The 12,179-nt window shown below is 73.3% G+C and carries 10 protein-coding genes and 2 pseudogenes; 11 read left to right on the top strand and 1 reads right to left on the bottom strand.

Annotated features, from left to right (window positions below; genetic code table 11):
- Positions 1–114 precede the first annotated feature (114 nt).
- The 3 genes and pseudogenes from EAO71_RS16970 to EAO71_RS16960 form a co-directional block, all read left to right on the top strand.
- The gene (locus EAO71_RS16970; RefSeq protein WP_147978495.1) at positions 115–906 is read left to right on the top strand and encodes a TIGR03084 family metal-binding protein; all 792 of its coding nucleotides are present in this window, start codon (positions 115–117) and stop codon (positions 904–906) included.
- Positions 903–2,600, top strand: a complete 1,698-nt coding sequence (locus tag EAO71_RS16965; RefSeq protein WP_147978494.1) for an acyclic terpene utilization AtuA family protein — start codon at positions 903–905, stop codon at positions 2,598–2,600. Before EAO71_RS16970 ends, EAO71_RS16965 begins: the two co-directional genes overlap by 4 nt.
- Before the next feature lie 59 nt (positions 2,601–2,659).
- Positions 2,660–3,340: pseudogene (locus tag EAO71_RS16960) on the top strand (carboxyl transferase domain-containing protein); the annotation flags it as partial.
- A gap of 196 nt (positions 3,341–3,536) precedes the next feature.
- Here the strand turns inward: EAO71_RS16960 and EAO71_RS16955 are convergent.
- Positions 3,537–3,761, bottom strand: a pseudogene (locus EAO71_RS16955) (biotin carboxylase N-terminal domain-containing protein); the annotation flags it as partial.
- A gap of 17 nt (positions 3,762–3,778) precedes the next feature.
- Here EAO71_RS16955 and EAO71_RS16950 point away from each other — a divergent pair.
- The 8 genes from EAO71_RS16950 to EAO71_RS16915 all read left to right on the top strand — a co-directional run.
- Positions 3,779–4,519, top strand: a complete 741-nt coding sequence (locus tag EAO71_RS16950; protein ID WP_261992247.1) for a carboxyl transferase domain-containing protein — start codon at positions 3,779–3,781, stop codon at positions 4,517–4,519.
- Between the two features lie 10 nt (positions 4,520–4,529).
- Positions 4,530–6,443 (top strand): acetyl/propionyl/methylcrotonyl-CoA carboxylase subunit alpha, encoded by a 1,914-nt coding sequence (locus EAO71_RS16945; RefSeq protein WP_147978493.1) that lies wholly within the window; start codon positions 4,530–4,532, stop codon positions 6,441–6,443.
- On the top strand, positions 6,440–7,576 hold the full coding sequence (locus EAO71_RS16940) for an acyl-CoA dehydrogenase family protein (protein ID WP_147978492.1): 1,137 nt from the start codon (positions 6,440–6,442) through the stop codon (positions 7,574–7,576). The genes EAO71_RS16945 and EAO71_RS16940 overlap by 4 nt, the downstream gene beginning before the upstream one ends.
- A gap of 46 nt (positions 7,577–7,622) precedes the next feature.
- Positions 7,623–9,206 carry a 4-coumarate--CoA ligase family protein gene (locus tag EAO71_RS16935; RefSeq protein ID WP_147978491.1) on the top strand — a complete coding sequence of 528 codons (1,584 nt, stop codon included), beginning with the start codon at positions 7,623–7,625 and terminating at the stop codon, positions 9,204–9,206.
- Entirely contained in the window at positions 9,203–9,925 is a 723-nt protein-coding gene (locus tag EAO71_RS16930) for an enoyl-CoA hydratase family protein (RefSeq protein ID WP_147978490.1), read from the top strand. Before EAO71_RS16935 ends, EAO71_RS16930 begins: the two co-directional genes overlap by 4 nt.
- Positions 9,913–10,491, top strand: a complete 579-nt coding sequence (locus EAO71_RS16925; RefSeq protein WP_147978489.1) for a TetR/AcrR family transcriptional regulator — start codon at positions 9,913–9,915, stop codon at positions 10,489–10,491. Before EAO71_RS16930 ends, EAO71_RS16925 begins: the two co-directional genes overlap by 13 nt.
- Before the next feature lie 263 nt (positions 10,492–10,754).
- Complete coding sequence (locus EAO71_RS16920) at positions 10,755–11,798, top strand: isopenicillin N synthase family dioxygenase (protein WP_399754450.1); 1,044 nt, start codon at positions 10,755–10,757, stop codon at positions 11,796–11,798.
- A 126-nt stretch (positions 11,799–11,924) separates the two neighbouring features.
- On the top strand, positions 11,925–12,179 hold a 255-nt coding region (locus EAO71_RS16915; protein WP_147979351.1), incomplete at its 3' end, for a helix-turn-helix domain-containing protein.

The following is a 12,179-nucleotide window of genomic DNA, read 5'->3' as shown; positions in this document are numbered from 1 at the left end:
CCCCCGTCCCCTCCCCGAAAATTCTCAAGCAAGCACGCTTGATTGTTTCCCTCGCCGCTGCCATGCTCCTCGGCACACGCCCGTGGTTCGCCCGTGCCCCGAGGGGAGCGCACCGTGTCCGACCCCGTCGTCGTCCTCGACGATCTGCGCAGTGAGAGCGAAGAAGTCGACCGGCTCGTCAGAGGGCTGAGTGACGCGGAATGGGCGGCACCGACCCCGGCCGCCGGCTGGAGCGTCGCGCATCAGATCGCGCATCTCGCCTGGACCGACCGGGCGGCCCTGCTCGCCGCCACCGATCCCGCCGGCTTCGCCGCCGAGACCGAGAAGGCCCTCGCGGCCCCCGACACCTTCGTCGACGCGGGCGCCGAGGAGGGTGCCGCCCTGCCGCCCGCCGTGCTGCTGGAGCGGTGGCGCACCGGGCGGGAGCGGCTTCAGGAAGCGCTGCGGGCCGCCCCTGCGGGTGCCCGGTTCCCCTGGTACGGGCCGCCGATGAGCGCCGTGTCCATGGGCACCGCGCGGCTCATGGAGACCTGGGCGCACGGGCAGGACGTGGCCGACGCGCTCGGGGTCGTCCGCGAGCCGACCGCCCGGCTGCGGCACGTCGCCTGGATCGGCATCAGGGCCCGGGACTACGCCTATCTGGTCCGGGGTCTGAAGGCGCCCGAGGAGCCGTTCCGGGTCGAGCTCGTCGCCCCCGACGGCGAGGAGTGGACGTACGGGCCGGCCGACGCCGCCCAGCGGATCACCGGCTCGGCGCTCGACTTCTGTCTCCTCGTCACCCAGCGGGTGCACCGGGCCGACACCGGTCTGACGGCGAAGGGCGGCGACGCGGAGGAGTGGCTGTCCATCGCCCAGGCCTTCGCCGGGCCCGCCGGTCCCGGCCGGCCTCAGGGGGAGCGGCCGTGATCCTCCGCATCGGCAACGCCTCCGGTTTCTACGGTGACCGCTTCGACGCCGTGCGCGAGATGCTCACCGGCGGCGAGCTCGACGTCCTGACCGGTGACTACCTCGCCGAGCTGACGATGCTCATCCTCGGCCGCGACCTCCTGAAGGACCCGGACGCCGGGTATGCCAGGACGTTTCTGCGCCAGATGGAGGAGGGCCTGGGTCTCGCCCACGAGCGGGGCGTCCGGATCGTCGCCAACGCGGGCGGCCTCAACCCGGCCGGGCTCGCCGAGGCGCTGCGCGTCCTGGCGAAGCGGCTCGGTCTCCCCACCCGGATCGGGTACGTCGAGGGTGACCGGCTGCCCGCGGCCGACGGCGTGCTGACGGCGAACGCCTACCTCGGCGGCGCCGGGATCGCCGCCTGCCTGGACGCCGGAGCGGATGTCGTCGTCACCGGCCGGGTCACCGACGCCGCCCTGGTCACGGGGCCCGCGCAGTGGCGTTTCGGCTGGACCCCCGAGGACCCCGACTGGCACGACAAGCTGGCGGGCGCCGTCGTGGCCGGGCACGTCCTGGAGTGCGGTACCCAGGCCACCGGCGGCAACTACGCCTTCTTCCGCCCGGCCGACGTGCGCCGGCCCGGTTTCCCGGTCGCCGAGATCCATGCCGACGGCACGTCCGTGATCACCAAGCACCCCGGTACGGGGGGCTTCGTCGACGTCGGCACGGTCACCGCCCAGCTGTTGTACGAGACGGGGGGTGCCCGCTACGCCGGCCCCGACGCGACGGCCCGCCTCGACACCGTCCGGCTCAGCCAGGAGGGGCCCGACCGGGTCGTGGTCGGCGGCGTGCGGGGCGAGGCACCGCCGCCCACGCTGAAGGTCGGGGTGAACCGGCTCGGCGGCTTCCGCAACGAGGTGGTGTTCGTCCTGACCGGTCTCGACATCGAGGAGAAGGCGGGGCTCGTCCGGGACCAGGTCGAGGACGCGTTCGAGCGGGCCGGGTCGCGGCCCGCCGAGGTGCGGTGGGAACTGGCCCGCACCGACCGGCCCGACGCGGAGAGCGAGGAGACCGCGAGCGCGTTGCTCCGGCTCGTCGTGCGCGATCCGGACCCGCAGGCCGTCGGCCGGGCGCTGACCGGTGCGGCGGTGGAGCTGGCGCTGGGGAGCTATCCCGGTTTCCATGTGACGGCCCCGCCCGGGAAGGGCACGCCGTACGGGGTGTTCGAGGCGCGGTACGTGCCGGCCGCCGAGGTTCCGCACGTCGCCGTCCTGCCCGACGGGACCCGGCAGGACGTTCCCGTACCGGCGCGGACCCGGGTCCTCGAACCCGTGCCGGAGCCCGCGCTGCCCGTACCCCTGCCGGCCGGTCCGGTGCGCCGGGCTCCGCTGGGGCGGGTGGCCGGTGCTCGCAGCGGCGACAAGGGCGGTGACGCCAACGTGGGCGTCTGGGTCCGGTCCGAGGCGGCCTGGCGCTGGCTCGCCCACACGCTGACCGTGGAGCGGTTCCGTGAGCTGCTGCCGGAGACCGCGGGCCTGACCGTCGTGCGTCATGTCCTGCCCGGTCTGCGGGCGGTGAACTTCGTCGTCACCGGGCTCCTCGGCGAGGGCGTCGCCTCCCAGGCCCGTTTCGATCCCCAGGCCAAGGCGCTGGGCGAGTGGCTCCGCTCGCGGCACCTGGACATTCCGGTGGACCTTCTGGAGGAACTGCTGTGACCGTGCTCGCCTCCGCCCTCGACACCGGCGGACCCGACTACGCGGCCCACCGCGCCGCCATGCTCGACAAGCTGGCCGCCCTCGACGCCGAGCATTCCAAGGCGCTGGCGGGCGGCGGCGAGAAGTACGTCGCCCGGCACCGGGGGCGCGGCAAGCTGCTCGCCCGGGAGCGGATCGAGCTGCTGGTCGACCCCGACACGCCGTTCCTGGAGCTGTCGCCGCTCGCGGCCTGGGGCAGCGACTATCCGGTGGGCGCGTCGCTGGTGACCGGCATCGGGGTGGTGGAGGGCGTCGAGTGCCTGATCACCGCCAACGACCCGACGGTGCGCGGCGGGGCCTCCAATCCGTGGACGCTGCGGAAGGCGCTGCGGGCCAACGAGATCGCCTTCGCCAACCGGCTGCCGGTGATCTCGCTGGTGGAGTCGGGGGGTGCCGATCTGCCGTCCCAGAAGGAGATCTTCATTCCGGGCGGGGCGCTGTTCCGGGACCTCACGCGGCTGTCGGCGGCCGGCATTCCGACGATCGCGGTCGTCTTCGGCAACTCGACGGCGGGTGGCGCGTACGTCCCCGGCATGTCCGACCACACCGTGATGATCAGGGAGCGGTCGAAGGTCTTCCTCGGTGGTCCGCCGCTGGTGAAGATGGCGACGGGGGAGGAGAGCGACGACGAGTCGCTGGGCGGCGCCGAGATGCACGCCCGGACCTCGGGGCTCGCCGACCACTACGCCGTGGACGAGCCCGACGCCCTGCGCCAGGCGCGGCGGATCGTCGGAATGCCGGCCGCCGACAGCCGCGTGAGGTCCCGGAACAGCGCCCCGCCCGGAATGAAGATCTCCTTCTGGGACGGCAGATCGGCACCCCCCGACTCCACCAGCGAGCCGCCCGGGCGAAGTCCGCGTTCTCCGACAGGAACCCGTACCCCGGATGCACCGCGTCCGCCCCGGCCGCCAGCGCCGCCTTCACCACCAGATCGCCGCGCAGGTACGTCTCCGCGGGCGCCGAACCCGGCAGCCGCACCGCCGCGTCGGCCTCCCGGACGTGCAGCGCCGAGGCGTCGGCGTCCGAGTACACGGCCACCGTCCCGATGCCCAGCTCACGACACGTACGGAACACCCGGCAGGCGATCTCCCCGCGGTTGGCGACGAGTACCGACTGAATCATCGAAGCTGCTCGGGATCGTGCCGGGGGACCTCAAGACGCCGTTCGACCCGCGCGAGGTGATCGCCCGGGTGGTGGACGGCTCGGACTTCGACGAGTTCAAGCCGCTGTACGGGCCGAGCCTGGTGACCGGCTGGGCGTCGCTGCACGGCTATCCGGTGGGTGTCCTCGCCAACGCGCAGGGCGTGCTGTTCTCGGCCGAGTCGCAGAAGGCGGCGCAGTTCATCCAGCTCGCCAACCAGCGCGACATCCCGCTGGTCTTCCTGCACAACACCACCGGCTACATGGTCGGCAAGGAGTACGAGCAGGGCGGCATCATCAAGCACGGCGCGATGATGATCAACGCGGTGTCGAACAGCCGGGTGCCGCATCTGAGCGTGCTCATGGGGGCGTCGTACGGCGCCGGGCACTACGGGATGTGCGGCCGGGCGTACGACCCGCGGTTCCTCTTCGCCTGGCCGAGCGCGAAGTCGGCCGTCATGGGCCCGCAGCAGCTGGCCGGGGTGCTGTCGATCGTGGCGCGGGCCGCCGCCGCGGCGAAGGGGCAGCCCTACGACGACGAGGCGGACGCGGGCCTGCGCGCGATGGTCGAGGCGCAGATCGAGTCGGAGTCGCTGCCGATGTTCCTGTCGGGGCGGCTCTACGACGACGGCGTCATCGACCCCCGCGACACCCGCACGGTCCTCGGGCTGTGCCTGTCCGCGATCCACACGGCACCGGTCGAGGGCGCGCGCGGCGGCTTCGGCGTCTTCCGAATGTGAGGCAGCTTCGATGATTCAGTCGGTACTCGTCGCCAACCGCGGGGAGATCGCCTGCCGGGTGTTCCGTACGTGTCGTGAGCTGGGCATCGGGACGGTGGCCGTGTACTCGGACGCCGACGCCTCGGCGCTGCACGTCCGGGAGGCCGACGCGGCGGTGCGGCTGCCGGGTTCGGCGCCCGCGGAGACGTACCTGCGCGGCGATCTGGTGGTGAAGGCGGCGCTGGCGGCCGGGGCGGACGCGGTGCATCCGGGGTACGGGTTCCTGTCGGAGAACGCGGACTTCGCCCGGGCGGTGACGGACGCCGGTCTGGTCTGGATCGGCCCGCCGCCGGCCGCGATCGAGGCGATGGCGTCGAAGACGCGGGCGAAGGAGCTGCTGGGCGTCGCCCCGCTGGCCGAGGTGACCGAGGCGGACCTGCCGGTGCTGGTGAAGGCGGCGGCGGGCGGCGGTGGCCGCGGTATGCGGATCGTGCGCGAGCTGGCCGCGCTGGAGGAGGAGCTGGCCGCCGCGTCGGCGGAGGCGGCGAGTGCCTTCGGGGACGGCGAGGTGTTCGTCGAGCCGTACGTCGAGAACGGCCGGCACGTCGAGGTGCAGGTCCTGGCCGACGTGCACGGTGCGGTGTGGGCGCTCGGCACGCGTGACTGCTCGCTCCAGCGCCGGCACCAGAAGGTCGTCGAGGAGGCTCCGGCGCCGGGTCTGGAGCCCGGGCTCGTCGAGGAGTTGCGCGAGCGGTCGGTGGCGGCGGCCCGGGCGGTCGGCTACGTCGGCGCGGGCACGGTGGAGTTCCTGGTGGCGGACGGCCGGGCGCACTTCCTGGAGATGAACACCCGCCTCCAGGTCGAGCACCCGGTGACCGAGGCGGTGTTCGGTGTCGACCTGGTCGCGCTCCAGCTCGCGGTCGCCGAGGGCGCCGCGCTGCCGGCCGAGCCGCCGCGGGCCGCGGGGCACGCGATCGAGGCCCGGCTCTACGCGGAGGACCCGTCGCGGGGCTGGGCCCCGCAGACGGGTGTGCTGCACACCCTGGAGTTCCCCGACGGGCCGGCCGGGGCCGGGTTCCCGGGCGTCGTGACCGGTTCCCGCCTGCGGGTCGACAGCGGCTACGCCTCGGGGGACGCCGTCGGGGTGCACTACGACCCGATGCTCGCCAAGGTCGTCGTCCACGCGCCGACCCGGGCCGAGGCCGCGCGCCGGCTCGCGGACGTGCTGTCCAGGGCCCGGATCCACGGGCCGGTCACCAATCGGGACCTGCTGGTGGCCTCGTTGCGGCATCCCGCGTTCCTGGACGCGGACCGGCTCGACACCGGTTTCTACGAGCGTCACCTGGACGAGCTGACCGGCCCGCTTCCGGGGGAGGCGCAGGCGGCCGTGGCCGCCGCGCTCGCGGAGGCGTCGGCCCGCGGCGGCCGGTTCGGCGGTGCCTGGCGGAACGTGGCCTCGCAGGACCAGAGCAGGACGTACGGCGACCACGAGGTGCGCTACCGGCCCACCCGGGGCGGCGGGTACGAGGTCCTGGCACCCGAGGGCGTCCGCGTCGTGACGGCCGTACCGGGCCGGGTGCGGCTCGAGGTCGACGGGGTCGTGCGCGACTTCGAGGTGTCCCGGTACGGCGACACCGTCCACGTCGGCCCGCACCGGCTCACGGTCCGGCCCCGCTTCCCCGATCCGACCGCGCAGCGGGAGCCCGGCTCCCTGCTCGCACCCATGCCCGGCACCGTCGTCCGGGTCGCCGAGGGCCTGGCCGTCGGCGACACCGTCACCGCCGGGCAGCCGCTGCTCTGGCTGGAGGCCATGAAGATGGAGCACCGCGTCATCGCGCCCGCCTCCGGCACGCTCACCGCGCTCCACGCCGTCCCCGGCCGCCAGGTCGAGGTCGGTGCCCTGCTCGCCGTCGTTCAGCACGAAGCACAGGAGGAAGAGCAATGACCGGATCCGTCGTCGAGTCCGCCGAGCACACCGCCCTGCGCGCCGCCGTCTCCGCCCTCGGGCAGCGCCACGGCCGCGATTTCGACCGGGCCACGCTCTGGGCCGAGGCAGGCAAGCTCGGCTACCTCGGCGTGAACCTGCCCGAGGAGTACGGCGGCGGGGGCGGCGGCATCGCCGAGCTCTCCATCGTCCTGGAGGAGGCGGGCGCGGCCGGCGCGCCGCTGCTGATGATGATCGTCTCGCCCGCGATCTGCGGCACGGTCATCGCCCGGTTCGGCACCGAGGAGCAGAAGCGGGAGTGGCTGCCCGGTCTCGCCGACGGCAGCCGCACCATGGCGTTCGGCATCACCGAGCCGGACGCGGGGTCCAACTCGCACCGGATCACGACGACCGCCACGCGGACCGAGCAGGGCTGGGTCCTCAACGGGCGGAAGGTGTTCGTGTCCGGCGTCGACATCGCCGACGCCACCCTGATCGTGAGCCGGACCTCGGACGCCCGGACGGGCACCCTCAAGCCGTGTCTCTTCGTCGTCCCGCGGGACGCCCCGGGCTTCGGGCGACGTCACATCGACATGGAACTGGACGCCCAGGAGAAGCAGTTCGAGCTGACGCTCGACGACGTCCACCTGCCGCCGGAGGCGCTGGTGGGCGACGAGGACGCGGGCCTCCTCCAGCTCTTCGCCGGGCTCAACCCGGAGCGAGTCATGACGGCGGCTTTCGCCATCGGAATGGGCCGCTACGCCCTCGACCAGGCCGTCCGGTACGCCAAGGAGCGGCAGGTCTGGAAGACGCCGATCGGCGCCCACCAGGCCATCGCCCATCCGCTGGCCCAGGCGCACATCGAGCTGGAGCTGGCCCGGCTGATGATGCAGAAGGCCGCCCACCTGTACGACGCCGGGGACGACGTCGGCGCCGGCGAGGCCGCCAACATGGCCAAGTACGCGGCCGGCGAGGCGTGCGTGAAGGCCGTCGACCAGGCCGTGCACACCCTCGGCGGGAACGGTCTCACCCGGGAGTTCGGCCTCGCCCGGCTCATCGCCGCCTCCCGGGTCGCCCGGATCGCGCCGGTCAGCCGGGAGATGATCCTCAACTACGTGTCCCATCAGTCCCTGGGTCTCCCCAAGTCGTACTGACACACGCGATTCTGGCGACCACTGTCCGCAACCCAAGGGGTGCAGCATGGTGTTTCTCAGCGAGTACGCGGATGTCCCGGCCGTCTCCCAGCCGATCCACGAGGCCGTCCTCGGCCGCGCCGCCGAGCGGGGCGACACCCCCGCGCTGATCGACGGGACCGGCGACGTCACCCTGACCTACGCGCAGGTCGACCTGTTCCACCGGCGGATCGCGGCGGGCCTGGCCGAGGCGGGGCTGCGGCCGGGCGACGTCCTCGCCCTGCACAGCCCCAACACCGTCCTCTTCCCGATCGCGTTCTACGCAGCCTCCCGGGCCGGCGCCGCCGTGACCACCGTCCATCCGCTGGCCACGCCGGAGGAGTTCGCCAAGCAGCTGCGCGACTCGGCGGCCCGCTGGATCGTCACCGTGTCCCCGCTCCTCGAGACGGCCCGGCTGGCCGCCGAACTCGCGGGCGGCGTCGAGGAGATCCTGATCTGCGACCAGGCGGCGGCACAGGACGGGTACCGCTCGCTGCAGGCGATGCTCGGCACGAGCGCGCCCGAGCCCGAGGTCGCCATCGACCCCGACGAGGACATCGCCGCCCTGCCGTACTCCTCGGGCACGACCGGGATACCGAAGGGCGTGATGCTGACCCACCGGTCGATCGCCACCAATCTGGCCCAGCTCGAACCGTTCATCCCGATGGGGCCGGGCGACCGGATCCTCGCGGTGCTGCCGTTCTTCCACATCTACGGTCTGACCGCGCTGATGAACGCCCCGCTGCGCAAGGGCGCCACGGTCGTCGTGCTGCCGCGCTTCGACCTCGACCAGTTCCTGGCGGCGATCGAGAAGCACCGGATCAACGCCCTGTACGTCGCGCCGCCGATCGTGCTCGCGCTGGCGAAGCATCCGGCGGTCGCGCAGTACGACCTGTCGTCGCTGGAGTACATCGTGTGCTCGGCGGCCCCGCTGGACGGGGCGCTCGCCCGGGCCTGCTCGGAGCGGCTGAACCTGCCGCCGATCCGGCAGGCGTACGGCATGACGGAACTGTCGCCGGGAACGCACGTGGTGCCGCTGGAGGCACCGGACCCGCCGTCCGGGACCGTCGGGAAGCTGCTGCCGTCCACCGAGATGCGGCTGGTCTCGCTGACGGACCCGGACCGGGACGCGGCCGTCGGCGAGGAGGGCGAGATCGCGATCCGCGGCCCGCAGGTGATGAAGGGCTACCTGGGCCGGCCCGACGCCACCGCAGCGATGATCGACGCCGACGGATGGGTGCACACCGGGGACGTCGGCCGGGTCGACGAGGAGGGCTGGCTCTTCGTCGTCGACCGGGTCAAGGAACTCATCAAGTACAAGGGCTTCCAGGTCGCACCGGCGGAGCTGGAGGCGCTGCTCCTCACCCACGAGCGGGTCGCGGACGCGGCGGTGATCGGGGTGTACGACGAGGACGGCACGGAGATACCGAAGGCGTACGTCGTCCGGCAGGCGGGCGCCGGCGACCTGACCGCGACGGACGTGATCGAGTTCGTGGCCGGGAAGGTGGCCCCGTACAAGAAGATCCGGCGGGTGGAGTTCGTCGACACGGTCCCCCGGGCCGCGTCGGGGAAGATCCTGCGCCGCGAACTGAGGGAGCGAGAAGGCGCATGACCCTGGTTACCGCCGCCGAGGAGCGCGGCATCACGACCCTGACCCTGGACTCGCCCGCCAACCGCAACGCGCTCTCGGCGACCCTCGTCGCCGAGCTCGCGGCGGCCCTGGCCGGGTGCGGGAAGGACCCCGCGGTGCGGGCGGTGGTGCTGGCGCACTCCGGTTCCACGTTCAGCGCGGGCGCGGACCTGAAGGCCCCGCCGAACCCGTACACCTTCGTGGCGCTGCTCCGGCAGATCGTGGAGCTGCCGAAGCCCGTCGTGGGGGTCGTACGGGGGCATGCCCGGGCCGGCGGCCTCGGCGTGCTGGGCGCCTGCGACCTGGTCGTGGCCTCCGCGGAGGCGGACTTCGCCCTCACCGAGGCGCGGATCGGGGTGGCCCCGGCCGTGATCTCGCTGACGCTGCTGCCGAAGCTGGAGCAGCGGGCGGCGGCGCGGTACTACCTGACGGGCGAGCGCTTCGGGGTGGCGGAGGCGGTCCGGATGGGCCTGGTCACGGCCCTCGACGAGGAGCTGGACGGCATTCTGGACGGTCTGCGCAAGGGCTCCCCGCAGGGCCTGGCCGAGTCGAAGCGGCTGGTCACGGCTAAAGTCCTGGAGACCTTCGAGCGCGACGCGGAGGAGCTGGTCCAGCGGTCCGCGTCGCTGTTCGCGTCCGCCGAGGCGCGCGAGGGGATGACGGCCTTCCTCGAACGACGGGACCCCGAATGGGTGTGGTGACCTCTCCCAAGCAGGACCGCAGCCGGGCCACCCGGCAGCGGCTCCTGGAGGCGGCGGTGTCCTGCCTGGCCGAGCACGGCTGGGCGGGTTCCACCGTCTCGGTCGTGGCGGAGCGGGCCGGCGTCTCGCGCGGGGCGGCCCAGCACCACTTCCCGACCCGGGAGGATCTGTTCACCGCGGCCGTCGAGTACGTAGCCGAGGAGCGCTCCCAGGCGCTGCGCACCCTGCCGGTGCAGAGTCGCCCGGAGGTCGTCGCCGCGGTCGTCGACCTCTTCACCGGCCCGCTCTTCCGGGCCGCCCTCCACCTGTGGGTCGCGGCGTCCGACGAGGAGCAGCTGCGGGCCCGGGTGACCGAGCTGGAGGCGCGGGTCGGTCGCGAGTCGCACCGCATCGCGGTCGAGCTGCTGGGCGCGGACGAATCCGTGCCGGGTGTCCGCGAGACGGTCCAGGGGCTGCTGGACATGGCCCGCGGTCTGGGCCTGGCGACGCTGCTGACCGACGACCGGGCGCGGCGCGAGCGCGTCGTCGCGCAGTGGGCCGTGCTGCTGGACGAGGCGCTGGGCTGACGGGCCCGGCCGGGGCGGCTGCCGGGGTGCGGGCGGGTGCCGTGACCGGAGCCACACCCGTTCGGCGCGCGCCGCAGTACGCTGGTCGCATGCTTTCGCTCGTACGCCGCCGCCACGTGGACTTCGTCCGCGTCACGAGCATGGGCTGTCGACGCTCCGCCTGATCCCGACGCCCCCAGGGGCGAGCCCTTCTCTCTCAGGCAGCACCCGTGGCCCCCGCCCCACCTCCGGCGGTGGCGCCCGGGCTCCCGTACACCCCGCGGATGCACACCATGACGTACACCTCCCAGCTCCCCATCGTCGACCTCGCCGCCGCCGACCGCGGCCCCCAGGCCCGGCGTCTGCTGCACGCCCAGCTCCACAGCGCCGCCCACGACGTGGGGTTCTTCCAGCTGGTGGGGCACGGTGTCACCGAGGCGGAGGCCACGGCGCTCACCTCCGCCATGCGGGCCTTCTTCGCCCTGCCGGAGGCCGACCGGCTCGCCATCGACAACATCAACTCGCCGCACTTCCGGGGTTACACCCGGGTCGGCGACGAGCGCACCGGCGGCTCGCGCGACTGGCGCGACCAGCTCGACATCGGAGCCGAGCGGCCCGCCCACGTCCCCGGCCCCGGGGAGGCCCCGTACTGGTGGCTCCAGGGGCCCAACCAGTGGCCCGCCGCCCTGCCCGAACTGCGGATCGCCGCCCTGAACTGGGTCGAGCGGCTCAGCGGGGTCGCCGAGCGGCTGCTGCACGAGCTGCTCGTCTCGATCGGGGCGCCCGAGGACTTCTACGACGACAACTTCGGTACCCACGCCCATCCGCACCTCAAGCTGGTGCGCTATCCGGGAAGCGCCGGCGACGGCGCCGACCAGGGCGTCGGGGCCCACAAGGACTACGGCTTCCTGACCCTGCTCCTGCAGGACCACGTCGGCGGCCTCCAGGTCGAGCGTGAGGACGGCCTCTTCCACGACGTGCCGCCGCTGCCCGGGGCCTTCGTCGTCAACCTCGGCGAACTCCTGGAGGTCGCGACGAACGGCTATCTGGTCGCGACCAAGCACCGGGTGGTGTCCCCGCCCGGGGCGACGGAACGCTTCTCGGTCCCGTTCTTCTACAACCCGCGGCTCGACGCCCGGATCACGCCGCTGACCTTCCCGTACGCCACGGCCGCTCCCGGCGTGACGAGCGACCCCGCGAATCCGCTGTTCGCCGAGTACGGCCGCAACGAGCTCAAGGGCAAGCTGCGCGCCCATCCGCTGGTCGCCGCCCGGCACCACGCGGACCTGCTGACCGCGGAGGGCCGCCAGCTGACCACCGCGGGGTGACGGCGGGGGCTGTCAGGGGTACGGACGCGCCGGGGCCCGGCGGGCGATCGCCCGCCGGGCCCCGGCGCGTGGGGGATGCGTGCTAAAGGGTGTTGCAGAAGGCTCAGTTCCGGGCATTTCCCTTGCATGGGTGGGGTGTTGCGGGCTGAGCCGGTGTGGGTGGAGACGTTCACGGGCTTGCGGATCGACCGGTTCGCGAAGCTGGTGAAAGTGGTGAAGGAGCGGGGCGGGAACGGTCCCGGTGGTGGCCGTCCGTGGTGCCTGCCGCTGCCGGACCGGGTGCTGCTGGTGGCCGTGTACTACCGCACCAACCTGACAATGCGGCAGCTCGCTCCGCTCTTCGGCATCTCTCCGGCCACCGTCTGCCGGGTCATTCACCGC

The sequence above is a fragment of the Streptomyces sp. MS191 genome (assembly GCF_008042125.1).
Lineage (GTDB): Bacteria > Actinomycetota > Actinomycetes > Streptomycetales > Streptomycetaceae > Streptomyces.
This window is presented reverse-complemented; position numbering and strand designations above follow the sequence as displayed.

Coding starts and splice junctions, on each gene's coding strand:
- EAO71_RS16920 (WP_399754450.1), top strand. CDS start 10,755: ATGCACACCATGACGTACACCTCCCAGCTCCCCATCGTCGACCTCGCC.
- EAO71_RS16940 (WP_147978492.1), top strand. CDS start 6,440: ATGACCGGATCCGTCGTCGAGTCCGCCGAGCACACCGCCCTGCGCGCC.
- EAO71_RS16925 (WP_147978489.1), top strand. CDS start 9,913: ATGGGTGTGGTGACCTCTCCCAAGCAGGACCGCAGCCGGGCCACCCGG.
- EAO71_RS16930 (WP_147978490.1), top strand. CDS start 9,203: ATGACCCTGGTTACCGCCGCCGAGGAGCGCGGCATCACGACCCTGACC.
- EAO71_RS16945 (WP_147978493.1), top strand. CDS start 4,530: ATGATTCAGTCGGTACTCGTCGCCAACCGCGGGGAGATCGCCTGCCGG.
- EAO71_RS16935 (WP_147978491.1), top strand. CDS start 7,623: ATGGTGTTTCTCAGCGAGTACGCGGATGTCCCGGCCGTCTCCCAGCCG.